Origin of the sequence: Pseudorhodobacter aquimaris (assembly GCF_001202025.1) — a bacterium.
Classification (GTDB): domain Bacteria; phylum Pseudomonadota; class Alphaproteobacteria; order Rhodobacterales; family Rhodobacteraceae; genus Pseudorhodobacter; species Pseudorhodobacter aquimaris.
Map to the genome: position 1 here is coordinate 28,501 of NZ_LGHS01000052.1, position 24,576 is coordinate 53,076.

The 24,576-nt window shown below is 60.1% G+C and carries 28 protein-coding genes; 6 read left to right on the forward strand and 22 right to left on the reverse strand.

Annotated features, from left to right (window positions below; translation table 11 throughout):
* Positions 1-12: 12 nt before the first annotated feature.
* Together AKU94_RS08765 and rbfA are read right to left on the reverse strand one after the other, a co-directional pair.
* Positions 13-756 (reverse strand): phosphodiester glycosidase family protein, encoded by a 744-nt coding sequence (locus tag AKU94_RS08765; protein ID WP_408633689.1) that lies wholly within the window; start codon positions 754-756, stop codon positions 13-15.
* Entirely contained in the window at positions 734-1,147 is a 414-nt protein-coding gene (rbfA, locus tag AKU94_RS08770) for a 30S ribosome-binding factor RbfA (RefSeq protein WP_050527117.1), read from the reverse strand. Before rbfA ends, AKU94_RS08765 begins: the two co-directional genes overlap by 23 nt.
* A 119-nt stretch (positions 1,148-1,266) precedes the next feature.
* Here rbfA and dapB point away from each other — a divergent pair, with 119 nt between their 5' ends.
* Positions 1,267-2,076 (forward strand): 4-hydroxy-tetrahydrodipicolinate reductase, encoded by an 810-nt coding sequence (gene dapB, locus AKU94_RS08775; RefSeq protein ID WP_050526911.1) that lies wholly within the window; start codon positions 1,267-1,269, stop codon positions 2,074-2,076.
* Here the strand turns inward: dapB and AKU94_RS08780 are convergent, their stop codons facing one another.
* The 9 genes from AKU94_RS08780 to AKU94_RS08820 all read right to left on the reverse strand — a co-directional run bounded on the left by AKU94_RS08780 (position 2,077) and on the right by AKU94_RS08820 (position 9,343).
* Positions 2,077-2,400 (reverse strand): hypothetical protein, encoded by a 324-nt coding sequence (locus tag AKU94_RS08780; protein WP_157056479.1) that lies wholly within the window; start codon positions 2,398-2,400, stop codon positions 2,077-2,079.
* 44 nt (positions 2,401-2,444) lie between these two features.
* Complete coding sequence (locus tag AKU94_RS08785; RefSeq protein WP_157056480.1) at positions 2,445-3,089, reverse strand: glycosyltransferase family 2 protein; 645 nt, start codon at positions 3,087-3,089, stop codon at positions 2,445-2,447.
* Between the two features lie 14 nt (positions 3,090-3,103).
* Positions 3,104-4,033 carry a restriction endonuclease gene (locus AKU94_RS08790; protein ID WP_050526914.1) on the reverse strand — a complete coding sequence of 310 codons (930 nt, stop codon included), beginning with the start codon at positions 4,031-4,033 and terminating at the stop codon, positions 3,104-3,106.
* Between the two features lie 90 nt (positions 4,034-4,123).
* Positions 4,124-6,049: a 1-deoxy-D-xylulose-5-phosphate synthase gene (gene dxs / locus AKU94_RS08795; RefSeq protein ID WP_050526915.1), complete on the reverse strand. Its 1,926-nt coding sequence runs from the start codon at positions 6,047-6,049 to the stop codon at positions 4,124-4,126.
* A 15-nt stretch (positions 6,050-6,064) separates the two neighbouring features.
* On the reverse strand, positions 6,065-6,928 hold the full coding sequence (locus AKU94_RS08800) for a polyprenyl synthetase family protein (protein WP_050526916.1): 864 nt from the start codon (positions 6,926-6,928) through the stop codon (positions 6,065-6,067).
* Positions 6,925-7,164, reverse strand: coding sequence for an exodeoxyribonuclease VII small subunit (locus AKU94_RS08805; protein WP_050526917.1), 240 nt, complete (start codon positions 7,162-7,164; stop codon positions 6,925-6,927). Before AKU94_RS08805 ends, AKU94_RS08800 begins: the two co-directional genes overlap by 4 nt.
* Positions 7,154-8,086, reverse strand: a complete 933-nt coding sequence (locus tag AKU94_RS08810; RefSeq protein ID WP_050526918.1) for a histone deacetylase family protein — start codon at positions 8,084-8,086, stop codon at positions 7,154-7,156. Before AKU94_RS08810 ends, AKU94_RS08805 begins: the two co-directional genes overlap by 11 nt.
* Before the next feature lie 49 nt (positions 8,087-8,135).
* Positions 8,136-8,846, reverse strand: coding sequence for a response regulator (locus AKU94_RS08815; RefSeq protein WP_050527118.1), 711 nt, complete (start codon positions 8,844-8,846; stop codon positions 8,136-8,138).
* Complete coding sequence (locus tag AKU94_RS08820) at positions 8,846-9,343, reverse strand: MarR family winged helix-turn-helix transcriptional regulator (RefSeq protein ID WP_050526919.1); 498 nt, start codon at positions 9,341-9,343, stop codon at positions 8,846-8,848. Before AKU94_RS08820 ends, AKU94_RS08815 begins: the two co-directional genes overlap by 1 nt.
* A gap of 154 nt (positions 9,344-9,497) precedes the next feature.
* On the opposite strand from AKU94_RS08820, the gene AKU94_RS08825 reads away from it, so the two are divergent.
* Positions 9,498-10,364, forward strand: coding sequence for a branched-chain amino acid aminotransferase (locus AKU94_RS08825; RefSeq protein ID WP_050526920.1), 867 nt, complete (start codon positions 9,498-9,500; stop codon positions 10,362-10,364).
* 42 nt (positions 10,365-10,406) lie between these two features.
* Here AKU94_RS08825 and AKU94_RS08830 read toward each other — a convergent pair whose 3' ends face one another.
* The 8 genes from AKU94_RS08830 to AKU94_RS08865 all read right to left on the reverse strand — a co-directional run bounded on the left by AKU94_RS08830 (position 10,407) and on the right by AKU94_RS08865 (position 15,566).
* Positions 10,407-10,598 carry a hypothetical protein gene (locus AKU94_RS08830; protein ID WP_050526921.1) on the reverse strand — a complete coding sequence of 64 codons (192 nt, stop codon included), beginning with the start codon at positions 10,596-10,598 and terminating at the stop codon, positions 10,407-10,409.
* A gap of 53 nt (positions 10,599-10,651) precedes the next feature.
* Positions 10,652-11,680 carry a tRNA epoxyqueuosine(34) reductase QueG gene (gene queG, locus AKU94_RS08835; protein WP_050526922.1) on the reverse strand — a complete coding sequence of 343 codons (1,029 nt, stop codon included), beginning with the start codon at positions 11,678-11,680 and terminating at the stop codon, positions 10,652-10,654.
* Between the two features lie 3 nt (positions 11,681-11,683).
* A complete protein-coding gene (locus tag AKU94_RS08840) occupies positions 11,684-12,148 on the reverse strand; it encodes a PTS sugar transporter subunit IIA (protein ID WP_050526923.1) in 465 nt (154 codons plus the stop codon).
* A 33-nt stretch (positions 12,149-12,181) separates the two neighbouring features.
* Positions 12,182-12,757 carry a ribosome hibernation-promoting factor, HPF/YfiA family gene (gene hpf, locus AKU94_RS08845; protein ID WP_050526924.1) on the reverse strand — a complete coding sequence of 192 codons (576 nt, stop codon included), beginning with the start codon at positions 12,755-12,757 and terminating at the stop codon, positions 12,182-12,184.
* A gap of 275 nt (positions 12,758-13,032) precedes the next feature.
* A complete protein-coding gene (lptB, locus tag AKU94_RS08850; RefSeq protein WP_050526925.1) occupies positions 13,033-13,794 on the reverse strand; it encodes an LPS export ABC transporter ATP-binding protein in 762 nt (253 codons plus the stop codon).
* Positions 13,794-14,294, reverse strand: a complete 501-nt coding sequence (locus tag AKU94_RS08855; protein WP_050526926.1) for an LptA/OstA family protein — start codon at positions 14,292-14,294, stop codon at positions 13,794-13,796. The genes lptB and AKU94_RS08855 overlap by 1 nt, the downstream gene beginning before the upstream one ends.
* Positions 14,295-14,309: 15 nt before the next feature.
* Positions 14,310-14,921, reverse strand: a complete 612-nt coding sequence (lptC, locus tag AKU94_RS08860) for an LPS export ABC transporter periplasmic protein LptC (protein ID WP_050526927.1) — start codon at positions 14,919-14,921, stop codon at positions 14,310-14,312.
* A 30-nt stretch (positions 14,922-14,951) separates the two neighbouring features.
* The gene (locus AKU94_RS08865; protein WP_050526928.1) at positions 14,952-15,566 is read right to left on the reverse strand and encodes a ribonuclease D; all 615 of its coding nucleotides are present in this window, start codon (positions 15,564-15,566) and stop codon (positions 14,952-14,954) included.
* A 474-nt stretch (positions 15,567-16,040) separates the two neighbouring features.
* Here AKU94_RS08865 and AKU94_RS08870 point away from each other — a divergent pair, with 474 nt between their 5' ends.
* Positions 16,041-16,460, forward strand: coding sequence for a GlcG/HbpS family heme-binding protein (locus tag AKU94_RS08870; RefSeq protein ID WP_050526929.1), 420 nt, complete (start codon positions 16,041-16,043; stop codon positions 16,458-16,460).
* 9 nt (positions 16,461-16,469) lie between these two features.
* Positions 16,470-16,964, forward strand: a complete 495-nt coding sequence (locus AKU94_RS08875; RefSeq protein WP_198144878.1) for a gluconokinase — start codon at positions 16,470-16,472, stop codon at positions 16,962-16,964.
* Between the two features lie 15 nt (positions 16,965-16,979).
* On the opposite strand, the gene lpxK is transcribed toward AKU94_RS08875, so the two are convergent.
* The 3 genes from lpxK to AKU94_RS08890 are packed head-to-tail and all read right to left on the reverse strand — an operon-like array spanning position 16,980 to position 19,426.
* The gene (lpxK, locus tag AKU94_RS08880; protein WP_050526930.1) at positions 16,980-17,972 is read right to left on the reverse strand and encodes a tetraacyldisaccharide 4'-kinase; all 993 of its coding nucleotides are present in this window, start codon (positions 17,970-17,972) and stop codon (positions 16,980-16,982) included.
* Positions 17,972-19,171 carry a 3-deoxy-D-manno-octulosonic acid transferase gene (locus AKU94_RS08885; RefSeq protein ID WP_050526931.1) on the reverse strand — a complete coding sequence of 400 codons (1,200 nt, stop codon included), beginning with the start codon at positions 19,169-19,171 and terminating at the stop codon, positions 17,972-17,974. The genes lpxK and AKU94_RS08885 overlap by 1 nt, the downstream gene beginning before the upstream one ends.
* A gap of 9 nt (positions 19,172-19,180) precedes the next feature.
* On the reverse strand, positions 19,181-19,426 hold the full coding sequence (locus tag AKU94_RS08890; protein WP_050526932.1) for a DUF4170 domain-containing protein: 246 nt from the start codon (positions 19,424-19,426) through the stop codon (positions 19,181-19,183).
* Positions 19,427-19,679: 253 nt separating this feature from the next.
* Between AKU94_RS08890 and AKU94_RS08895 the strand changes: the two genes are divergently transcribed.
* Together AKU94_RS08895 and pheT are read left to right on the forward strand one after the other, a co-directional pair.
* Positions 19,680-21,869: a DEAD/DEAH box helicase gene (locus AKU94_RS08895; RefSeq protein ID WP_083445010.1), complete on the forward strand. Its 2,190-nt coding sequence runs from the start codon at positions 19,680-19,682 to the stop codon at positions 21,867-21,869.
* A gap of 275 nt (positions 21,870-22,144) precedes the next feature.
* Entirely contained in the window at positions 22,145-24,562 is a 2,418-nt protein-coding gene (pheT, locus tag AKU94_RS08900; RefSeq protein ID WP_050526933.1) for a phenylalanine--tRNA ligase subunit beta, read from the forward strand.
* The last annotated feature ends 14 nt before the right edge of the window (positions 24,563-24,576 follow it).

Here is a 24,576-nt window from a genome sequence, read left to right on the forward strand (position 1 = left end):
CGTCAAGCGGCGCTATTTCGGAACGACGAGCCCCACGATCGGCCCCATCTGGAACCCGAAATCATTGCGCCCCAGTTCGGGCGAAAACAAGCGGCTGATCTTGCCATCAAAATAAAGCGCATTCGGCACCCCCAACTCATCGCGGAACAACCGCCCGAAGGTGTCAAAATTCACCGCCTGCCCCGAGATCGCGAAATAGGCCGTCTTGCCATCGCCCGACACGCCAACCCCGTTGCGAATAAAGCGGCTGTCGCTGTCAGGCAGGAAACGCGGGTGCAGGGCACCGTCAATCACCAGAATCGGGCCGGATTGTGTTGCAAAATGACAGGACGGGCGCGCGGCCTTGAATGCCCGCGATTCGACAACCGAAAAATCCTTGCCTATGCAAAAAACACCATTGGGCAGCAGGCCAAAATTACCCGGCCCCTCTTGGGTGACAATGCCCGCACGTTCCTGCCCTTCGGTCACCAGCAGGCCAACGGGCGCGCGGTCATCGTGGTACATTCCAGCGTTCATCGCAAATTTCAGGGTTTTGCCCTCGGCTGCAAGAACCTCATCCACCTTCGCAAAGCTGCCAAGCACTGCCCCTTGCGCATCGGCATGGAACAGCCGCAGGTCGGCATCCGCGCCAACCTCGCACACCGTAAACGGCAGATCATCAAATTGAACTTCACGACAAGAGGCTTGCGCAGGCAGCGCATAGGCCAGCGCAAATGCGCAAGCCGCAAGCAACCTAAGCATCGTCATCCGGCGCAGCATCAACATCGCGGCGCACCCGTTCGTCTTCCAAAAGGCGGCGGGTTTCGTCCAGCTGATCAAAGGTGATGTCGGGGCGAAAGCGCAGCTCCGGTATATGCTTGATGATCATCTGCTTGCCGATCAGGTGGCGCAATTCGCCCTGATGCTTGGCCAGAAGGGCGATCGCACCCTCAACATCCTTGCCGCCCAAAGGCATCACATGGACGGTGGCGACGCGCATGTCCTTGGACATCTGCACCTCCCCCACAGTGATGTAGAAACGGTTCAGATCCGGGTCATGCACCTCGCCACGCGAAAGCACTTCGGATAAAATCCGGCGGATCAATTCGCCAACCCGAAGTTGACGCTGCGAAGGGCCCTGGGCCGAGGTGTAGCTTTTATGTGCCATCCTTCCCACATAGGCGTTTCCAACCGCGCCCGCAACGGGCATCACAGTAAAATGGGCGCTTGGGCCTTTGTGACACATGCGATAAGCAGACGCGAAAGCACGAAAGGGGATTTAAGAACATGGCCGACCTTCCGGGACTCGTCGTAACCGGCGCCTCAGGGCGCATGGGGCAAATGCTGATCCGCACGATCACCGCATCGGATCGCGCGCGTCTGGTCGGCTGCATAGAACGCGCAGGCCATGACTGGATCGGCCGCGATGTGGGCGAATGCATCGGCGGGCCTGCGATGGGCGTGATCGTCAGCGATGATGCGCAGGCGGTCTTTGCCAAGGCCCAGGCCGTGATTGACTTTACCGCCCCCGCCGCCACCGTTGCCTGTGCGGCACAGGCGGCCGAGGCCGGAATTGTCCATGTGATTGGCACCACAGGGATGGAGGCGGGCGACATCGCAAAGCTCTCCCCCGCCGCGACCCGTGCGGTGATCGTGCGGGCGGGGAATATGTCATTGGGTGTAAACCTTTTGACAAGGCTGACCCAAAAAGTCGCCGCTGCACTGGATGCCGATTGGGATATCGAGGTGGTCGAGGCCCATCACCGCATGAAGGTCGATGCGCCTTCGGGGACCGCCCTGATGCTGGGCGAGGCCGCCGCACAGGGGCGCGGTGTCTCGCTGGACGAGGTACGCGATTCGGGGCGTGACGGCATTACCGGCGCGCGCAAACGCGGTGATATCGGCTTTGCCGCCATTCGCGGCGGGGATGTGGTTGGGGAACATGATGTGATCTTTGCCGCCGATGGCGAACGCATCGTGCTGCGCCACCTTGCCACGGATCGCGCCATCTTTGCCCGCGGTGCGCTGCGCGCAGCCCTCTGGGGTATCGGACAAAAGCCCGGCGAATATGACATGATGGATGTGCTGGGCCTGTAATCAGCGGATAAAACGGCGATAGGCCTCGGATGCCTCCAAAAAGCCTTGGTCGACCAAAACCTCCGGGCCGGCATAGACTTCCGCCCTTGCCGGGGCGATCCGGAAGGCATCGCCCCCCGTTGCTGCGGCCAGACGCTTGGCATCCTCGGAATGTTCCCAGGTTCCATTGGCAACCGAGGCCCGATCCCGCGCCAGATAATCCCCCGCCAGCTTGTAATGCCGCAAAAGCCCGGTCACATCCGCCACCCGAACCCGGCTGGCACAATGCGGGTGGACCATCGGCTGAACCCTGGTGATGTTGCGCACCAACGAGTGCTTGGACAAAAAGCATGCCTCGCCAAAAACCTCGGCACGAATGCCACCGATTTTCAGGGCAACATCGCCTTCGTTCCTATCAGAAACCAGCTAAAGCCGATGGCTTTGCGGTCATGGTAGGCGATTGATTTCACCTGCCCCAAACTATAGTGGTCCGCCTGCTGCAAGACATGGCCATAGGTCCAATCCTTGCCGTCACCATAGCAAAGCGGCGAAAACAGATCGAGCATCTGTGTCACCATCGCCGTATAGCCATGTTTGTTCAAATAGCCCAAAAGCTGCGGCAAAGCGGCATCCAGCGGCACCTCGAACATCTCATCCGCGTCGGCAAATAGAAACCAGCCGCCCCGCACCACTTGGCGCGCGGCCACCACACGCAGCAATACCTCATACTGCTTGGCGGGCAGCGTGTTTTGCAAGATTGTCACACTGTCGAAACGCTTGGCGATTGCAATGGTATCATCCGATGACCCGTTATCCACCAACACAATATGGCGTACCCCAAGCGCGTGATGATGCGCCAGAAATGCCTCAATGAAATAGGCAGCATCCTTGACCAGACAGATCACCGCGACCTCATCCCCGGCCAGTTTCACCCGGGCCGGACCATGGACCAACGCCATATTCGTTGCCACAGCGCGCCGCGTCGAAAATTCGCCCCAACGCCGCGTCACAGCATCCACCATCCGCCCAATCACGTCGTCTCTATCCCTTAAACCAATGCAGTATTACCAAAATAATCTTCGTCCACGGTTTTGAGAACATAGCGCATCCGCCCCCGAACCCCAATATCATAGCGGATCATCAAGCGCGCCAACTCTTGCCCGTTAATCAAAACGATCCGGTGCTGCACCTTGTTCAAAAACCCTTTTGCCTCGGCCGAAAAATCCGAGGTGGTCACGAAAACCCCTTTTGTCGCGCCTTCGCCGTTCAACGACCCCACGAATTGCTGAATGGCAGGCCGCGATACCTTATTATCCGCCCCATAGCGTTTCGCCTGAATATAAACAGCGTCCAGCCCGAGGGCATCCTCATAGATAATCCCGTCAATCCCGCCGTCGCCGCTGGCCTTGGTCATATGGCTGTTGGACAGATCCCCCTTGCCATAGCCCATCGCCGTCAGCAAATCGAGGATCAACCGCTCAAAGCGGATCGGGTTCATCTCATAGAGCAGCGCCAAAAGTTCATCACGCAGGGCCGCCGTAAGCACGCCAAAGGCCACCTCAATCGTATCCTCGGGGGTTTTATCGGCCGCAGGCACCGTGGGTGCAGTCGAGGGGGCGTCGTCACCTTCCTGCTTTCTGCTTCCACTTTTCCATTCAATAAATGCCGGAAACTGCTCGAGTGTTTTATTGGAAATCTCATCCGGATTGCTTGCCAACACTTTGCGCCCAAGCTCCGTAATCTCATGAAACCCCCTTTTGGGGGAGGCCAAAAGCCCCGCTTTGCCCAAATAGGTCCGCGCCCAGTTGGCACGATTGAGAAGCAGCGGGCCACCGTTTGGCAAAAGCTCTTCTGCCTCTGCGTCGGTAATCAAAAATTCTCTCTGCAATGCAGGAAGGCACTCCACCACCCGCGCTTTTCCTGCCGCGAATTCCCGCAGCAGGGGCAGCATCATCGTTTGATAGTCAGGAATGGCCATTCAAATCCCCCCGCGATCTGAAACTTTTTGCAAATTCCGTAAAACGGGTTCGAATTGCCCATGTCGGATACTCTGGCGGGCAAGCCCCTCTCACGCCCGTTTTCCCACAACGGAAACGCCCAGAACCTCCAGAACTTTGCCTTCGATCTGTGCGGCATCCATGCCCGCAACCTCATACATCCGTTCGGGGCTGGCTTGGTCGATAAAGATGTCCGGCAATACCATAGAGCGGAATTTGAGGCCGCTATCAAACACGCCCTCCTCCGCCAAAAGCTGGGCAACGTGCGATCCGAAGCCGCCAATCGCGCCTTCTTCTACCGTGATCAGAACCTCATGCCGTGCGGCCAGATCAAGGATCATATCGCGGTCCAGCGGCTTGGCGAAACGGGCATCGGCAACCGTCGGATCGATGCCCTTGGCGCTTAGGTTTTCCGCCGCTTTCATCGCCTCGGACAGTCGGGTGCCAAACGACAGGATCGCCACGCGCGCGCCTTTCCGCATCATCCGGCCCTTGCCGATTTCCAACGGCACGCCGCGTTCAGGCATCTCGACGCCCTCGCCCTCACCGCGCGGAAAGCGGAAGGCGATGGGGCCGTCATCATGGGCAGCGGCAGTGGCAACCATATGGACCAGCTCTGCCTCATCGGCGGCGGCCATCACCACCATATCGGGTAGGTTGGCTAGGAAGGCCACATCAAACGCGCCAGCGTGGGTCGCGCCATCAGCGCCCACTAGCCCCGCGCGATCAATCGCAAAGCGCACCGGAAGCCGCTGGATCGCGACATCATGCACAACCTGATCGTAACCACGTTGCAAAAAGGTCGAATAAAGCGCGCAAAAGGGTTTCATCCCACCCGCCGCCATCGCCGCCGAAAACGTTACTGCGTGTTGCTCGGCAATCCCGACATCAAAACACCGGCGCGGGAAGCGTTCGGCAAAAAGGTTTAGCCCTGTCCCATCCGGCATCGCCGCGGTGACGGCCACGATTCTATCATCGCGCGTGGCCTCATCGACCAAGGACTTGGCAAAAACCGAAGTGTAGCTGGGCGCGTTGGAGGGGGCCTTTTTCTGCTCTCCGGTCAGCACATTAAATTTGGCCGTGGCATGGCCCTTGTCACGTGCAGCCTCGGCGGGGGCATAGCCTTTGCCCTTTTTGGTGATCACATGAATCAATATTGGCCCCGTGGCGCGGTCATGTACGGTACGCAAAACCGGCAGCAACAGGTCAAGGTCGTGGCCATCAATCGGGCCAACGTAGGAAAAGCCAAGCTCCTCAAACAATGTGCCGCCGATCGTCATGCTTTTCAGCACCTCTTTGGCCCGCCGCGCACCTTCTTGGAACGGGCCGGGCAAAAAGCTGACAGCGCCTTTGGCAACGGCCTTGAGGTCCTGGAACGGCGCGCCGGCATAAAGACGGCTCAGGTAGGATGACATCGCCCCCACCGGCGGCGCGATCGACATCTCGTTATCATTCAGGATCACAAACAGCCGTTTTTTCAAATGGCCCGCGTTGTTCATTGCCTCATAGGCCATGCCCGCACTCATCGAGCCATCCCCGATCACGGCAACCGCATCGCCCGCGTCACCGCCCAGATCGGCCGCCACGGCAAAGCCCAGCGCCGCACTGATCGAGGTCGAACTATGCGCCGCACCAAAGGGATCAAAGGGGGATTCGCTGCGCTTGGTAAAACCCGAAAGCCCGCCTTCGGTACGCAAGGTGCGGATCCGGTCGCGTCGCCCCGTCAGGATCTTATGCGGATAGCATTGGTGCCCCACATCCCAGATAATCTTGTCACGCGGTGTGTCAAAAATCGCGTGCAGGGCCACGGTCAGTTCCACCACGCCAAGGCCCGCACCCAAATGTCCACCCGTCACGGATACGGCCGAAATCGTCTCCGCGCGCAGCTCATCTGCGACTTGCCGCAATTCGCGGTCGGACAGGGATTTCAAATCCGATGGCAAAGCCACGCGGTCAAGCATCGGGGTGTTGGGCCTGTTATCCGTATGATCTGTCATGGTGCCCCCTTGGGCCTAGCTTTCGCGCGCGATCACGAAACGTGCCGCCGCTGTCAGATTATCTGCCTTTGCACCATATGGCGCAAGGGCGGTGGTCGCCTCGTCAATCAGGGTGGCGGCACGGGCCTTGGCACCGTCCAGCCCCAAAAGGGAAACGAAGGTGGCCTTGCCGGCATCGGCATCCTTGCCCAGCCGTTTGCCCGCCTTTGTCGCATCCCCAGTCACATCCAGAATGTCATCGGTGATTTGAAACGCAAGTCCGATGGCTGCGGCGAAACGCGCAAGTGGGGCGGGATCAGCGCCCGCCAGAACCGCACCCGCAGTGGCCGACCATTCAAACAAAGCGCCGGTCTTGCCGCGCTGCAGACGGGTGATCTGGTCCAATGTCAACGGCGTGGTCGCGGTTTCAGCCGCGATATCCAGCGCCTGCCCCAACACCATACCACGCGCACCCGCCGCACGGGCCATGACAGCCACCAGATCAAGCCGGTTGGCACCAAGGGCAGGATCGGTCAACAATTCAAACGCCAGTGATTGCAGCGCGTCACCGGCCAGAACGGCAACCGCCTCATCCCATTTGCGATGAACGGTGGGCAAGCCGCGACGCAGGTCGTCATTATCCATACAGGGCATATCATCATGCACCAATGAGTAGGCATGCATCGCCTCAATCGCTGCCGCAGCCGCAACCGCGTTTTCAGGCGCGATCCCGTGCAGCGCCGCCGATTCCAACACGAAAAACCCGCGCAGGCCCTTGCCGCCAGTACAGGCATAGCGCATCGCGTGGATCACAGGCTCATCATCAAGCCCTGCCAATGCGGTATCAAGCCGGGTTTGCACGCAGGCCGAAGAGGCCGCAAGCAGCGCCGGAAAGCTCACATCCCCTCCGCCGGGGTGGCGCCGACGGCCTGGCCATCCTTGGCGCGGATCATCTCGACCTTATCCTCGGCCTCTTTCAGCTTGGCCGCGCAGTGCGCCTTAAGGGCAGCGCCGCGTTCATACAGCGCAATCGAGGCCTCTAGCGGCACTTCGCCCCGTTCAAGCGAGGTGACGACCTGCTCCAGCGCGCCCATCGCTTCTTCAAAACTCATTTCTGCCACTGGCTTATCGGTCATTCCCGCGTTCCTTCAATACTGCCACATGTGCGGCGGTAGAGGCCGCCAGCGCATCCAGATCATAACCGCCCTCAAGGGCCGATACCACCCGCCCCGCGCAATGCCTGTCGGCAAGATCACAAATTCTGTGGGTGAGCCACGCGAAATCATCCTCATCCCAGCGCAACCCCCCCAATGGATCGGCATGATGGGCATCGAAACCGGCCGAGATAAGAATAAGATCGGGCGCAAACGCATCAATCGCGGGAAAAAGCTGCGCCTCATATGCCGCGCGCATTTCGGCCCCCGTACAACCCGCAGACAGGGGCAGGTTGTGGATCTGACCATGCGCGCCTTTTTCCGATGCCGCCCCCGTACCGGGATATTGCGGCATTTCATGCGAAGAAGCGAAAACCACGCGCGGCTCATCCCACAAAAGGCTTTGGGTGCCATTGCCGTGATGCACGTCGAAATCCACAATCGCCACCCGCGAAAGCCCGTGATGGTCCAACGCATATTTGGCCGCAATCGCGATGGTACCAAAGAGGCAAAACCCCATCGCGATCTCGCGCTCGGCATGATGGCCCGGCGGGCGTGTGGCCACAAAGGCATTCGCCGCCCCGCCCGACAACACCAGATCAACCGCCCCGCACGCACCGCCCACGCCCCGCAAGGCCGCGTCAAAACTGCCGGGGGCCAGATAGGTATCGCCCGTCAGCCCAACCCAGCCCTGCGACGGGATCGCGGCACGCAGCATGTCGATATGGCGCGCCGAATGGCAGCGCAGGATATCCTCTGCACGCCCCAGGTCCGCATCACGCCGCAACAAATCCATCCCCGAAAGTGCCGCGGTAACGGCATGAAGCCGCGCGACCTGCTCAGGATTGCCCGGCGGCTCAATGTGCAGATCGCAGTCGGGATGGGTAAAAAAGGCGGTTGTCATCAGGAGGCTTTCACGGCTGCAACAAACTCAGGTCTCGGCTGGGAATTTTTCAGTCCGGCGCCAGCATATAGCCCTCACCGCGCACGGTTTGAAGATAGCGCGGCTGCTTGGGGTCACGTTCGATCTTGCGGCGAAGGCGGGTGATCTGCACATCCACCGCGCGCTCTTGCCCGCTGCTTTCCTCGGTCCCATCAGTGCGGCCCAGATCGCCGGCAAGGGTTTCACGGCTTATCGGCTCTCCCGGTTGGGCGGCGAACACGCGCATCAACTGCGCCTCGGTCGCGGTCAGCCGCACGGGGTCACGCCCCTGCCACAGCTCTGCCCGATCCACATCATAGCGAACAGTGCCAAGATGCAGCACTTTTGGACCAACCTCGGCCTGCGCCTGCGGGACACGGCGCAAAATGGCGTTGATGCGCAACAACAGCTCTTTTGGTTCAAAGGGTTTGACGAGGTAATCATCCGCCCCGGCCTCCAGCCCCTCGATCTTGCTTGTGGATTCGCCCCGTGCCGTCAGCAACAGGATCGGCACACTTAGCCGCTCACGCAATTCACGGGTCAGGGCGATACCATCAACGCCGGGCATCATCACATCCAGCACGATCATATCAAAGTCCAACCCGTCCAGCAGACGCCGCGCCTGCGCGCCATCCCGCGCGATTGTGACTAAAAAGCCATTACGCATCAGGAACTTTTGCAAAAGCCCGCGAATGCGTTCGTCATCATCAACCACCAAGAGATGGGCCTGCGGATCAGGGATCATATGTTCGCCTCCTTCAGGCTTTGATACTGACGATTGGCATCCTCGTCCATCATCGCCTCAAGCACCAACCGAAATCCCTGCACCGCCCCCGGCCCCGCCGCACGGTAAGCGGCCCGCAAACGAGCCCGCTGGGCATCCGACAAACGACGTTCCAACGCGGCACCCTTCTCGGTCAGGTGTAAATGGCGTTCGCGCTTATCGGAATGGCCTACACGGCTTTCCACCAGATCATCTGCGATCAGGCTGCGCAAAACCCGGTTGAGCGATTGTTTCGTCACCCCCAGAATCGCCAGAAGGTTATTCACCGTGGTCCCAGGGCTGCGATGAATGAAATGCAATGCGCGGTGATGGGCGCGGCCATAGTCCATCCCCTCCAGAATGCGGTCAGGATCAGCGGTAAATCCGCGATAGGCAAAGAACATCGCCTCGATCCCCTTACGCACCTGATCATCGGTCAGGAACAGCAGGTTTTCACCCGTCTGCAAATGATCCATAGCCTGCTCCCCTTTATTGCTTGCCGGATTTTACGTCAGCCTTGTTGACTTTCCAAGCCTCGAATGCTAGCAAATCGACGTGGTATACGCAACTTTATGACCTAAGCGGCCCTAAATTGCGCAATTAATGCAAATTTACTTACGGAGAGCGCAGATGGCCGGATATGATGATCGCGATGGCAAGATATGGATGGACGGGGAATTGGTCGAATGGCGCGATGCCAATGTCCATATCCTGACCCACGCGCTGCACTATGCCTCCTCGGTGTTTGAGGGGGAGCGTTGCTACAACGGCAAGATCTTCAAATCGGTGGAGCACTCTGAGCGGCTGCGCAAGTCAGGGGAATTGCTGGATATGCCCCTGCCCTATTCGGTTGCCGAAATCGAGGCCGCCAAGGAAGCCACACTGAAGGCAAACGGGTTCACCGATGCCTATGTGCGCGTAATCGCATGGCGCGGTGCCGGTGAGGATATGGGCGTCGCGGCCAAGCGTAACCCGATCCGCATGGCCATTGCGGCATGGGAATGGGGCAACTACTACGGTGATGCAAAGTTCAAGGGCGCCAAGCTGGACATCGCGAAATGGAAACGCCCCAGCCCCGAAACCATCCCCCATGCCGCCAAGGCCTCGGGGCTTTATATGATCTGCACCATGTCCAAACATGCAGCAGAGGCAAAGGGCTGTTCGGACGCGATGATGTTCGACTATCGCGGCTATGTGGCCGAGGCGACGGGGGCGAATATCTTCTTTGCCAAAGACGGTGTGGTTCATACACCGCTGGCAGACGGTATCCTGAACGGCATCACCCGCCAAACCGTGATCGGCATGCTCAAGGCCAAAGGGGTCGAAGTGCAGGAACGCCGGATCGAGGCGGCCGAACTGGAAGATATGCAGCAATGCTGGCTGACCGGAACGGCGGCCGAGATTACGCCAGTAGGCCAGATCGGGGATTACACCTTTGAGGTCGGACAGATGATCAAGGACCTGTCCACCGAATATGAGGCCTTGGTCCGCGCCTGATCCCAAGTCAAAAGCCCGGTGCCAAGCGCCGGGCTTTTTAAATCAGGCCATATGGCCGCGCGCGATTCGCAGGTATTGCTGAACGCGTGTACCGCTGTGACCTTGCGAGCGCTGCACCAGCGTGCGGATGGCCGGATGCGGCGTTTCCTCTCCTGAACGCTTCTCCATCGCCCAAAAGTGCTTTTTGCGCGGGGTATCAGAAGGCTTGCGCTTGTCTGCGATATGCTTGGTCATAGTCTCCTCCCTCAAGGTCTATGAGGGGATCATAACACATCCGCTGGCCTGCGTCACGACAGTCGGGCGATGGCCCAGGCAGCCGCATCGACAACGGTTTCATTCGGATCGGCCAACAACGGCGTGGCCGCATCGCGCAATGCCGGGTTGCCGGAATTGCCAATGGCGTAAAGAACGTTGCGGATAAAACGGTTACGCCCGATCCGCTTGACCGGGCTGCCCGAAAAACTGGTGCGGAAACTGGCATCATCAAGTGCTGCCAACTCTGCCAGCGGCGGCGCGCCAACGCGGTGGGCATAGCCATTCTCAGAGGCTGAAACCGCGAATTTATTCCACGGGCAAATGGCAAGGCAATCATCACAGCCATAGATGCGATTCCCCAACAACGGACGCAGTTCGGGGTCAATCGGGCCGTTATGCTCAATCGTCAGATAGGAAATGCAGCGTCGCGCATCCAGCTGATAAGGCGCCGGGAACGCCTTGGTCGGGCAAATATCAAGACAGGCGGTGCAATTGCCACAATGGCTGGTTTCCGGCCCATCGCGCGGCAATTCCATCGTGGTAAAGATGGAACCGAGGAAGAACCAGTTCCCCAGATCGCGCGACAAAAGGTTGGTGTGCTTGCCCTGCCAGCCCAAGCCCGCCGCCTGCGCCAAGGGTTTTTCCATCACGGGGGCGGTATCGACGAAAACCTTGATCTGCGCGCCGGTCTGTTCAACCATCCAGCGGCCCAACCGTTTCAGACGCTTTTTCACCAGATCATGATAATCACGCCCCTGCGCATAGACCGACACAGCCGCCTGTTCGCGCAACTCCAGCACCGGCAGCGGATTTTCGGGGGGGGTATAGACCTCAGCCAACATGATGACCGAACGCGCTTCGGGCCAAAGTGCGGCAGCAGAACCCCGCCAGCCCATGCGTTCCGCCATCCAGCCCATCTGCCCGTGACGGCCCAGATCAACATATTGCGTCAGCCGCTCTGCCGTATGGGGCGTGGCATCCGGCGTGCAAATGCCCATGGCCGAGAACCCCTCGGCCAGCGCGCGATCATGCAGCACTGCGCGAAAGGCGGCGGCATCCATGGATCAGGCCGCTTTTGAGGTGCGTGCTTCGGTCAAAATGGCGTGCAGTTTGGCAGGGTCATTATTGGCGCGCAGCTTGGCCACCACACCCGCATCGCGCATCGTCCGCGAAACCAGCGCCAGCGCCTTGAGGTGGTCCACCCCGGAATCCTTGGGCGCAAACAGCGCAAACACCAGATCGACGGGCAGCCGGTCGACCGAATCATATTCCAGCGGTTTTTCCAGACGAAAGAACACACCGATGATCTTATCCAGCTCTTCCAGCCTTGCATGTGGCAAGGCGATGCCATGGCCCACACCAGTCGGGCCAAGGCTCTCGCGTTCCTGAATGCCATCCACCGCAATAGAGGCATTCAGGCCATGGACAGAGGCCACCACCTCACCGATCTCTTGAAAGAGACGCTTCTTGCTGGTGAGATGGTTGATGATGCGAACAGCACCAGGCTCCAAAAGGCTTGCTATGTCCATGACCCGCTTTATCCCGCGCCAAGGTTGGGCGCTTTACTTTGTGTGCCGCGGGTCAATCCAGCCGATGTTACCGTCATCGCGACGATATACGACATTCACCCCGCCATGTTTAGAGTTCCGAAAGACCAACATGCGTTGCTCTGCCAGTTCCAGCTGCATGACTGCCTCACCAACCGAGACCGTGGGGACCTTGGTCTCCATCTCGGCGATGATCATGGGCTGGAGTGACTCGGGCTCTGCGTCTCCATACTCTTCATTCGAGGCGAGGATATAGGACGAACCGCCGTCAAACTCAACCGGGGTCGAGCGATCACGGTGATGATCGCGCAAACGCCGCTTGTAACGGCGCAATTGTTTGTCGAGCTTTTCACGGCAAGACTCAAAAGCGGCATAGACTTCACTCGCCTGCCCGCGTGCTTGTGCGGTCAGACCTGTGGAAAGGTGGATTGTCGCCTCACAGACCAGTTCATGTGCGTTGCGTGAAAATATCACAAGGGCATCCGTCGGGCGCAGGGCATATTTTTCAACCGTCTCGCCAAGTTCGGCCTTCACATGGGTTTGAAGCGCCTCGCCAATTTCGATTTGTCTACCGCTGATCTGATACCGCATAGTCCCTCCTTCGTGGTCCGGCATAGGGGTGGCCCTGCACTGTGCAAGACGCCTTGCCGATGGGTTTTCGGCACCGGGGCAACCGGTTAATACCTTTTGTTAATGGGCAGTTAACCCTTGGCATCACTAAAATCCGATTGGTCCGGTTCACGCTTGTATCCAAGGTATTTGGCGACACAGACGGGCAACTTGTCAATGGGGTCGTAGCAAAACTGTCAGATTTGTCACGGTTTCGGCGCACCGGTTGCGATAAAAAATTTTCAAGGGGGCGGCGATCAGAAAATCTTGAAGTTTTGGCCCAAATAAACGCGGCGCACGTTTTCATCGCGCACGACCTCTTCGGTGGTGCCGCTCATCAAGACGGTACCATCATGCAAGATATAGGCGCGGTCCACGATATCCAGCGTTTCGCGGACGTTGTGATCGGTGATTAGCACACCAATCCCGCGCCGTTTCAGATCGCTGACCAGATGACGAATCTCGCCCACGGCAATCGGGTCCACCCCCGCAAAAGGTTCATCCAACAGCAGATATTTCGGATCGGCGGCCAAACAGCGCGCAATCTCTACCCGCCGCCGTTCGCCACCCGACAAGGCCAGCGCAGGTGCGCGGCGCAGGTGGGTGATCGAGAACTCCAGCAACAGCTCTTCCAGCCGCTCACGCCGCTTGTGGCGGTCATCCAGCGTAATCTCCAACACCGCAAGGATATTATCTTCAACGTTCAAGCCACGGAAAATGCTGACCTCTTGCGGCAAATAGCCAATGCCAAGCCGCGCGCGGCGGTACATCGGCAAGCTGGTGACGTCCGTGCCGTCAATCAACACACGCCCACCCTCGGGTGAGATAAGACCCGCAATCGCGTAAAAGCAGGTGGTCTTGCCAGAACCATTCGGCCCCAAAAGGGCGACCACCTCGCCACGATTAAGCTGCATCGAGACATCGCGGATCACGGGCCGCTTTTTATAGCTTTTGCGCAGACCTTCGATGCAAAGGCCGGCTGTCCCGTCGGTCACAGATAGATCAGGTTTGGACGCCATCAGTTCTGGGCCTTGCCCGGCTGAAAGACGGTCTGAACCCGCCCCTCCATCACGCCGGTTCCGGCCTTCAGATCAATCACCAGCTTTTGCCCCGACAGCGCATTTCCGCCTTGGGTCAGCAAGACATCGCCGGTCATCACCACAGTGCCGCTGTCGATGGTATAGACCGCCGCACGCGATTCGGCAGCATCCGTGGCATTGATCAACGTCACGCCGTCGCTTGCATAAAGCTTGGCGATCCCGGTGCCATCGGCGGTATATTCCACCTTCACCTGCCCCGCAGACAGGCGCATTTCGCCCTGACCCACCAGAACATTGCCGGTGAACATCGCCGTGCCATCCGCCTGACTGACCGCAAGCTGATCGGCGGACACTTCAACCGGAAGGGTGGTGTCTTGCTTTAACCCGCCAAAGGCCACACTCGCGCCTTGCGCGCTGGCGATGGCCGGAAACAGGGCAAGCGATGCCAAAACGACGGTAACCTGAAACACCTTTAACATGGCTTGTCCTGAACTTTATTTACCTGTGGGAGTATATAGCAGCCTAACACCATTCTTGAAAACAAGAAGATACTGGCCGGGGGCATCGGGTTGCTGGGAAATCTCCATCGCGCCTGCGGTAATCTGCCCCGCCGGTGCCGTGCCTGTCACAGGCGTTTCGCTGATCAGAGAGGTGCGGTCCAGCGCTGCACGCATCGCATCAGTCGTCACCTCATAGCCGGTCGAAGTGGTCACCGTCACGCCCCCGTCCACCAACAGCACCCCCTGATCGGAATCGAGCATGCCGCGACCGGCAACCAGATTGGCACGGCCGCCGTCTGGTGTCTGCAAATCCAGAACCAACGCATTGGCACTGGCGCCAAGAGCATCCCCCTGCTGTGGACGGGCCTCATCGGCGGAAATGGTCAGGGCGGCACCATCGTCGGTTACACCGGCCCATGTCGGTTGGGTCAAACGCGGTTCACGCACGCGGTCCTCGATATCCACCTCGGCAAAGGGAATCGCATCGGAAGGGTCCACCGTGCGCGCCACCAGAAACAAGGTCGACAAAATCGCAAGCGCCAACAAGGGCAAGGCGACCTTGAGCCATGCCACCGCGGTCGAATGGAAATTGTCATCCCGCCTCATCGTGCCCCTGCTTTCGCCAATATCTGCTGTTTAGTGGTGATAAATATCTACCGGCGTATCATATCCCATCAGGTCCAGCTCGGCCCGTGTAGGCAGGAAATAGAACAGCCGATTGGCAAGATCCATCCGGTCCTCGCGGATCAAACGCGCCTCCAGCGCCTCTTTGAGCCGGTGCAGATACAGCACATCCGAGGCCGCATATTCCTTTTGCGCCTCGGTCAGCTTCACAGCACCCCAATCAGAGGATTGCTGTTGTTTGGATACATCGACCCCCACCATTTCCGACAGCAATATCTTTAGCCCGTGCCGGTCGGTAAAGGTCCGCACCAACCGCGAGGCAATCTTGGTACACCAGACAGGCGCCGTCACCACCCCAAAGGCATTTTGCAGCGCGGCAATATCAAAGCGGCCAAAGTGGAAAAGCTTGGTCACATTCGGATCGGTCAGCAGCCGTTCCAGATTGGGGGCCGCGGTTTGCCCCTTGGCGATCTGCACCAGATGCGCATTCCCGTCCCCTGCCGAAAGTTGCACAACACACAGCCGGTCACGGCGTGGATCAAGGCCCATCGTCTCGGTATCAATCGCGACGAGATTGCCAAGGTCAAGCCCGTCGGGCAGGTCGTTGCGATGCAGGTGAATGGTCATCAGGTCATGCTTTCGGCTGGTGCGGTTAGAGGTCTGCTTATACGCGCGGCACCCCCATATTGCCAAGCCATAGCGATCGCTTTGTGATCGCCCGCCTGTCACCAAACATCGCCATGAGATCCTCGGCCAAGGTCGTCGTCGTAACATTCCAAATTGCCCAACCTATATTGCATCCCCCGCGCCAGGTTTTGACAATTGCTTGCAGAGGAAGCGCACAGCAAAACTCATCACCGCCCGCCCAATCAAAGCGCCCCCCAAGCTTAGGGCAGGCCTTGTCGCAGTGCGGCGGCCAGGTCGATTTAGGATTGGGTCATGGCGCATACGCCCCCTGCGGATTGGTGTTGGGGCCGAATGATGCAGGGCAGATCGTAGCATGTCGATGATGGCAGGCCTCTGGCCCATTGCAGTTTCTTTGCAGGGCTGCTTTGTTAGCGGCAACCTGCCGCTCGGCATGGGTCAAATAAAGGGATGGCTATGGGATTTACCGAAGACACAAAAACACTGCGCAACGCCGCGATCATCACGATGCTGGACGCAGGCTGTGCCAAGGCCGAGGCGATGGGCCAGCCGCAATGCCTCGTGATCGTGGATGCCTCGGGCGTTGATCTGGGGGTTTTGCGGATGCGCGGGGCCAAGTTTCTGTCGCTGCGCTCGGCCCGTGCCAAGGCACAGACAGCGGCCAGCACCGGCGCCCAAAGCGCCAATATCCCCGAGGGGATACGCACAGCACTTGCACAGGCCAGCAATGGTGCCGTGACCGGACTTGCGGGTGGTTTGCCGATTTATATGGGCGGGATGCTGGTTGGCGGTGTTGGCGTCGGCTCTGGCACCGGCATTCAGGATATCGAGGTGGCAGAGGCGATGCTGGCCGCGATTGGCGCAGACCCGGCCTAGATCTTGCGGATGCGATTGGCAAGCGGGCGCTATGTGCTGATGGGGGTCGCGGGCTGCGGCAAATCCTCGGTCGGGGTGGCGCTGGCGCGGGCCATTGGCACGAGATATCTTGACGGCGATGATCTGCATCCGGCGGCCAATATCGCCAAGATGGCTCGAGGCGAGGCGCTGACGGATGCTGATCGCTGGCCTTGGCTGGCAAAGGTTGGCGCGGCCTTGGCCGATCCGGGGATCCTGGGCTGTTCGGCCCTGCGCAAAAGCTATCGCAACCGTATTGCCGAACATGCAGGCGGGCCGGTTTGCTTTATCTACCTAAAGGGCAGCCGAGACCTGATTGCCGCGCGTATGGCGGCGCGGTCGGGGCATTTCATGCCCGCGACCCTGCTGCAAAGCCAATTCGCCACCTTGGAGCCCCCAACCGCCGAAGAACCCGCAATCACGGTGGACATCGACCAGCCGGTCCCCCGGATCGTAGCCGAAATCACCCAAAAGCTGCACGGCTAGGGCCTGACCCCGCAATCACAACCCGAGCCGGTCAAAAGCTGCATCCAGCACCGTCCAATCGGTCAAACGCAGCCGGACCGGCAATGTCAGCACCTTGGGCCGGAAAACGGCGGGCAGGCGTACCGCGTCTTTTTCCGTGGTGACAAGCTGCGCCCCCAAGCCTGCCGCATCATGCGACAGCCGCCGCAGCAGCGCATCGGTAAAGGGTTGGTGATCGCTCAACCCTTCTGCCCGCAGCAGGTTGGCCCCCGTGGCCCGCAGGCTGGCAAAGAATTTCTCTGGATGGCCGATACCGGCAAAGGCCAGAACCTTTTCGCCGGTCCAGTCCATGCCCATCTGCAAGACCTCCAACCGGCCGGTCACATGCGGCAGATGCAGGGCATCACCCCAAATGTCGGCAAAACCGAGCTGGGCCTCATCCCCCCCGATGGACAGCACTAAATCCGCGCGGGCCAATCCCACAGGCACCGGCTCTCGCAACGGGCCTGCGGGCAGGCAGTGGCCATTGCCAAAGCCGCGCGCGGCATCGACCACGACCAAGGACAGATCCTTGGCAACTGATGGATTCTGAAATCCGTCATCCAGCAAGATCACCTGCGCGCCCGCCTCTTGCGCCGCCATAACACCCGCCGCACGGTCGCGCGCCACCCAAGTGGGTGCAAAGGCGGCAAGCAACAGCGGCTCATCACCCGTATCCGTGGCGGTATGGAGCCGCTCTGAAACCCGCACTGGCCCCCGCAACTGCCCGCCATAGCCGCGCGAGACCACATGCACCGCAACACCGCGCGCCAATAACCGTTCAATTAAGGCGATGGTTGTTGGCGTTTTGCCGGTGCCGCCCGCGTTCAGATTGCCCACACAGATCACCGGAACCTGTGCCTTGAACCCCGCGCCTTTGCGCAACCTTCGTGCCGTGGCCGCACCATAGGCCCAGCCAAGCGGCGCCAACAGCCGCGCACGCCATCCCGGCGCATCGGGCGCAGTGTACCAAAAACCGGGGGCCTGCATCAGCTTTGCCTTTCCAGCAAGTCACATATCACTTTGATCGCCGTATCGGTCGCCTCTGCCCCGTCGGATTCCACGGTCCAAGCCGCTTGTGCCAAACGAGCGGAACGGTCGGGGGACAACAGCTCTATCAACCCGCGGCGCAATTCGGCGGCGTTGCGCACAAGGCTGGTGGCCTGCGCCGAGGCAAGCCGCCCCAGCGTGGTCCCGAACCGCCCAGCGCGCGGGCCGTGCAATATCGCAGAGCCAAGTGCAGCGGCCTCCATCGGATCGCGGTTGATGCCGCCTTCTCCCATGCCACCGCCAAGATAGGTGACCGGGGCAAGCCTGTACCACAGCCCGTATTCCACCCCCGGCTCGGTGATATAGACCTGCACATCCGCCTCCAGATCGTCGTCATGGCAACGGCAGGCAACGACCCAGTGCTCATCCTGTTCCAGATCGGCGGCCAGCGCCGGTATGCGGGCCGCATCTTGCGGGGATAGGATCAGCAATAGCCGATGCGCCACCCTCAGCGCGCCACGGTGGGCGGCGATGACGGCGGCCTCTTCTGCTTCTGGTAGGCCGGCCGCAAACCAGACGGGGCGGGTTGCCAACTGGGTGGCGATATAGGCGCGCTCCGCCTCAGCGCAGGGCAAAATCGCACTGGGGGTTTCCATTCGTCCGGTCACCTTCACAATGCTGGTCGGCGCCCCTGCCCGGCGAAACGCACGCGCAGAGGGGCCGTCAACCGTCAGCACGGCATTCATTGACCCTAGCAGCCCGCGCACCAGACCCGGCCACCAGCCCTCATTCCCCTGCATGATGGCGGGCGTGCGGGCATCAACCAAAACCGAAGGAATGCGCCGCTCATATGCCCCATGGAGCAAGGCGGGGCGCAACTGCCCTTCGGCCAGCACGATGGCATCGGGGCGCCAATGATCAAGCATCCGCCTTACCTCTGCCGGGTTATCGGCGGGCGTGGGCTGCCAGATCACCCCAGGATGGGACAGGTCGGGTGCGGCATCACTGGTCAGCAGGATATTCAGATCGTGCTCTTCCTCCAGCCTGCGGGCCAACCCGGTGATTTGCGGCAGATTGTTTCGCGCGGGCGCATGTAGCCACACCAGCCGCCCCGCAGGTCGGGGCGGGCGCGCAGCATCAGAGGCCGCGGCCCTGCGGTTCGCAAGATTATAAAGCGTCAGGCCAAGGGAATAGGCCATCGCCGACCATCACGCGCCAAGTTCTTCGGTCGGAGAGCCTGGCTGGTCCTCATCACGAAGGCGGTGGATATGGGCGATGAAATAACGCGTCTGCGCCTCATCCACGGTGCGCTGCGCCTCGGCTTTCCACGCGGTATAGGCCGTTGCGTAATTGGGGAACATTCCGACAATGTGGATATTGTCAGGATCTTTGAAGGTCGTGCCTTCGGTGCTGATCAGTTCGCCGCCAAAGACGAGGTGAAGACGTTGGGTCATTACGATGCTCCGCATGCGTTATTTCGATCGTTCCAAACTAGTTTGTTTACGGCCAAGGGGAAAGGGGGTGCCTTTCGTGATCGCCCGAAACCTCGTTTGGTCAATAGTTTTCATGGACTCTTGGCCGGTTTGGCGTTATCAGGCGCGCTTGGCCCAAAGATATTCCGGTGCTGTCAGGCGAGGAGGCCTGTGTCAGTCAGGGGTGTGGCGGCCGTTTAACGGGCAATATCGCCCCTCTGATTAGGCAGAATACATGATCGAAAATATGAATATCGCCGCGCCATTGGCTGCGGCGCTGGATGCCAAGGGCTATGCAAGCCTTACCCCCGTACAAGAAGCCGTACTGGCCGATGAGGCCGCAGGGCGCGACCTGTTGGTTTCGGCGCAAACCGGATCCGGCAAAACCGTGGCCTTCGGGATCGCCATCGCGCCAGATTTGCTGGCGGGTGCCGACCGCTTTTTGTTCGCCGATGTGCCCGCCGCACTGATTATTGCGCCAACGCGCGAACTGGCATTGCAGGTCGCCCGAGAGCTGGAGTGGCTTTACGGTGAGGCCGGCGCCAAGATCGCCACCTGTGTCGGTGGTATGGATTACCGCACAGAAAAGCGCCGACTGGATCAGGGCGCGCATATCGTTGTGGGCACGCCAGGCCGTTTGCGCGACCATATCGAACGCCGCTCGCTTGACCTGTCGGGGCTGAAGGCCGCCGTGCTGGATGAGGCCGATGAAATGCTGGACCTCGGGTTCCGCGATGATCTGGAATTCATCCTGTCCCAAGCGCCAGAAGAGCGCCGCACGCTGATGTTTTCAGCCACCGTGCCAAAAGCGATTGCAGCCTTGGCCAAGGATTTCCAAGTTGACGCGCTGCGCATCCAGACCGCTGGTGAGGCCAAGCAGCACGTCGACATCGAATACCGCGCCCTTTCGGTTCAGGTCCGTGACCGCGAACATGCGATCTTTAACCTCTTGCGTTTCTATGAGGCGCAAACCGCGATCGTATTCTGCAAAACCCGCGCCAATGTGAACCATCTGATGGCACGCATGGGCAATCGCGGCTTTGCGGTTGTGGCCCTGTCAGGTGAGCTGTCGCAGCAGGAACGCACCAACGCGCTGACCGCATTGCGGACCGGGCGCGCGCGGGTTTGTATCGCCACGGATGTGGCCGCACGCGGCATCGACCTTCCGGGGTTGGAGCTGGTGATCCACGCCGATTTGCCAAGCAACTCTGACACATTGCTGCACCGTTCGGGCCGGACAGGCCGCGCCGGTTCCAAGGGTGTTTCGGCGCTGATCGTTGCCCCGAGTGAATTCCGCAAGGCACAGCGTTTGCTGCAAGGTGCCAAGGTTGTGGCCGAATGGGGGGCCGCCCCTTCTGCTGAGGAAGTGCAGGAACGCGACGACCAGCGCATCTTGGAGCATCCCGCATTGGGGCCTAATGACGGTGAAAACGCCGAGCTGGGGGCCTTGTTGCTGGACCGGTTCGGACCTGAACAGGTGGCCTCGGCGTTTGTATCGCTCTGGCGTCAAGGCCGGTCCTCGCCCGAGGTTCTGTCCGATGTGGCAAAACCCGGAGAACGGCCAGAACCAAAACCACGCGGCGAATTCGGCGCATCGGTCTGGTACACGATCTCGGTCGGCCACACAGGCCGCGCCGAGGCACGCTGGCTTTTGCCCAAAATCTGCGAAGCAGGCGGCATCACCAAGGACGGCATCGGCGCGATTCGCGTGCAGCATGACCTGACATATGTGCAGATCGGCAAGGGCGTGGCCGATAAATTCGGCAGCGGTGTTAACCTTGAAGAAGGTGTCTCGATGACCCGCATGGACGGTGAACCATCGCTTGAGCGTCCCGAACGCCCTGCTCGCGCGCCCCGTGAAAAGCCTGCCTATAAGCCAAAACCATCCCGTTTTGTCGAAGATGACGCCCCGTTGCCAGAGCGCAAACCCTATACAAAGCGTGAAAACGCCCCCAAACCCGAGAGCAACTGGAAGCCCGATACCGGCGCGCCCAAAGGCTATGAGGCCTATAAGGACGATAAGCCAAAGCGCGGCCCAAAACCTGACGGGGCCAAAAAGCCCCATGCCGCCGATGGTGCCAAAAAGCCATGGGTAAAACGCGAACCAGGTGACGGTAAACCTTGGGAAAAACGCGACGCGGCGCCGCGCAAACCCTATGCCAAAAAGGCCGAAGCCCCCGAGGGCGCGAAACCCCATACCAAACGTGCCGATGGTGCCAAACCTTATGCGCCACGTGGCGCCAGCCCTGAGGCGGGCGGCGAGCGCAAGCCACGTTGGAAAGCCGACGCAGCGGCGCCCAAATCACGCTCGGCAGGGTTCAAGTCGCAAGGCGGAAAGCCCGGAGCTGGCAAACCCTTTGCCAAGCCGAACAAGCCAAGAGCAACAGATACCAGCAAACGGTTCGTCCCGCCGAAAAAGGGCTGATCCGGGCGGCCGGGGCACCACATCCCCGCACAGCTTGGCAAAAACTCTACAATGGCCGCGCCCCACCCGTCGCGGCCATTTTCTATTGTACATTCGGCGTCAACCCACAGGCATATTACGCCGAATTCTGTCGATCCGGCCTTTCCAATCCGCCGTCTTAATCGTACCACCTTTTGCAATGCACCTGCATAAGCTATATGAGACCAGTCTAAAAATGGGTTGAGGCGGGATAGAACCGGCCGCTTCCCCCGCTGCACGATAAAAAGGGCTCTGCCATGAAATTCACCCTGTCCTGGCTCAAGGATCATCTGGAAACCACCGCATCGCTTGATGACATTCTATATGCCCTCACCGATCTGGGCCATGAGGTGGAGGGCGTCGAGAACCCCGCAGATACGCTGGGCGCATTCCGCATCTGCCGCGTGATTGAGGCGGTGCAGCACCCCAATGCCGACCGTCTGCGTCTGTGCCGTGTCGAAACCTTTCCCGGCGGTCCCGGATCTGCGCCCGAAGAGGTGCAGGTTGTTTGTGGCGCGCACAATGCGCGCACCGGTCTGGTTGGTGTCTTTGCCCCCGTTGGCACCCATGTGCCCGGCACCGGCGTTGACCTGAAGCCCGGCAATATTCGCGGCATCGACAGCAACGGGATGCTGTGTTCGGAGCGTGAGCTGATGCTCTCGGATGATCATGACGGCATCATTGACCTGCCCGAAGACGCACCTTTGGGCGAACGCTTTATCGACTACCGCGGGCTGAACGACCCGATGATTTACGTAAAGATCACCCCGAACCGTCCTGACGGATTGGGTGTGCGCGGCTTGGCACGCGATCTGGCGGCACGCGGTCTGGGCACGCTCAAGCCGATGGATGTATCGGAGATCAAAGGTGATTTCCCTTGCCCCGTCACCGTCACGATCGATGCCGACCTCAAGACCAAGGCCGCGCCGCATTTCACCGGCCGCGTAATCCGTGGCGTGAAAAACGGCCCCTCCCCTGCGTGGTTGCAGGCGCGTCTGCGGGCCATTGGCCTGCGCCCGATCTCGGCTTTGGTGGATATCACCAATTATTTTACCGTGGGCCTCAACCGTCCGCTGCATGTCTTTGATGTGGCAAAACTCTCGGGCGGGTTGCAAATTCGTATGGCGGCTGAGGGGGAATCCCTGTTGGCGCTTGACGACAAGACCTATGCCCTGCGCGCGGGCCAGATGGTCATTGCCGATGATACTGCGCCGGTATCGCTGGCAGGTATCATGGGCGGAGAGACCTCGGGCTGTACAGAGGTGACCAATGATGTATTCCTCGAATCCGCCTATTGGGACCCGATCACCATCGCCGCGACGGGCCGGGCGCTGAAAATCAATTCCGACGCGCGTTACCGGTTTGAACGGGGCGTGGATCCGGCCTTTACCCTGCCGGGACTACATCTGGCGACACAGATGATCCTCGATCTTTGCGGGGGTGAGGCGTCCACCGTTGTTACCGACGGGGCCGCAATCGACACCGCGCGCAGCTACAAATTCGATGCCGCACGCACCGGCTCGCTGGTCGGGATGGAGATTGCGGAATCCGAACAGCGCCAAACGCTTACGGCACTGGGCTTCACCCTGAACGGCGATCAGGCCATACCGCCCTCTTGGCGCCCCGATGTGCAGGGAGAGGCCGATCTGGTTGAGGAAATCGCCCGCGTTGCCTCCTTGTCAAAACTGGTGGGTAAGCCCCTGCCGCGCACACAGGCAGGCGTGCCTGCCCCCATTCTGACGCCTGCCCAGATCCGGGAACGCAGCGCACGGCGCACTCTTGCGGCTTTGGGCTATAACGAATGTGTGACCTACAGCTTTATCGATCAAACCTCGGCCACATTGTTCGGCGGCGGTACGGATGCGGTGCGGGTGGACAACCCGATCTCCTCCGAGATGTCGCATCTGCGCCCTGATCTTTTGCCCGGCCTCTTGCGTGCCGCGGCCCGCAATCAGGCGCGCGGTTTTATGGATATGCAACTGGCCGAGGTTGGCCCTGCCTTTTCGGGCGGCGAACCCGGTGAGCAACACACCCAGGCCGCCGGTATCCTTGTTGGCCATAACGCGCCGCGTGATCCCTATGGCTCTCGTCGTCCGGTCGATATCTATGATGCCAAGGCCGATGCCGAGGCGGTTCTGGCCGCCCTCGGTGCGCCTGCCCGTGCACAGATCAACCGCAAGGTTCCCGCATGGTTCCATCCGGGCCGTGCCGGTACCATCGCGCTGGGACCGAACGCCTTGGCGACCTACGGTGAGCTGCATCCAAAGATCGTCACCGAAATGGGGATCAAAGGGCCAGTCATGGCCTTTACCGTCTATCCCGCCAAGGTGCCGCAACCAAAGGCCAAAACCACCACGCGTCCGGCCCTGACGATCAGTGACCTGCAAGCCGTCGAACGTGATTTCGCCTTTGTCGTGGATAAGGGGGTTGAGGCGCTGACCGCGCTGAACGCCGCCCAAGGTGCCGACAAAGCCCTGATCGCCGAGGTGCGCCTGTTCGACCAGTTCACCGGCGAAAAGGCCGAGGCCCAGATGGGTGAGGGCAAGAAATCCATCGCCCTAACCGTGCGCCTGCAGCCGACCCAGACCACGCTGACCGATAAGGATATTGAGGCAGTAAGCGCCAAGATCATCGAAAAGGTCAGCAAGGCGACGGGCGGCACCCTGCGCGGATAACCCTTTAGGGGGGC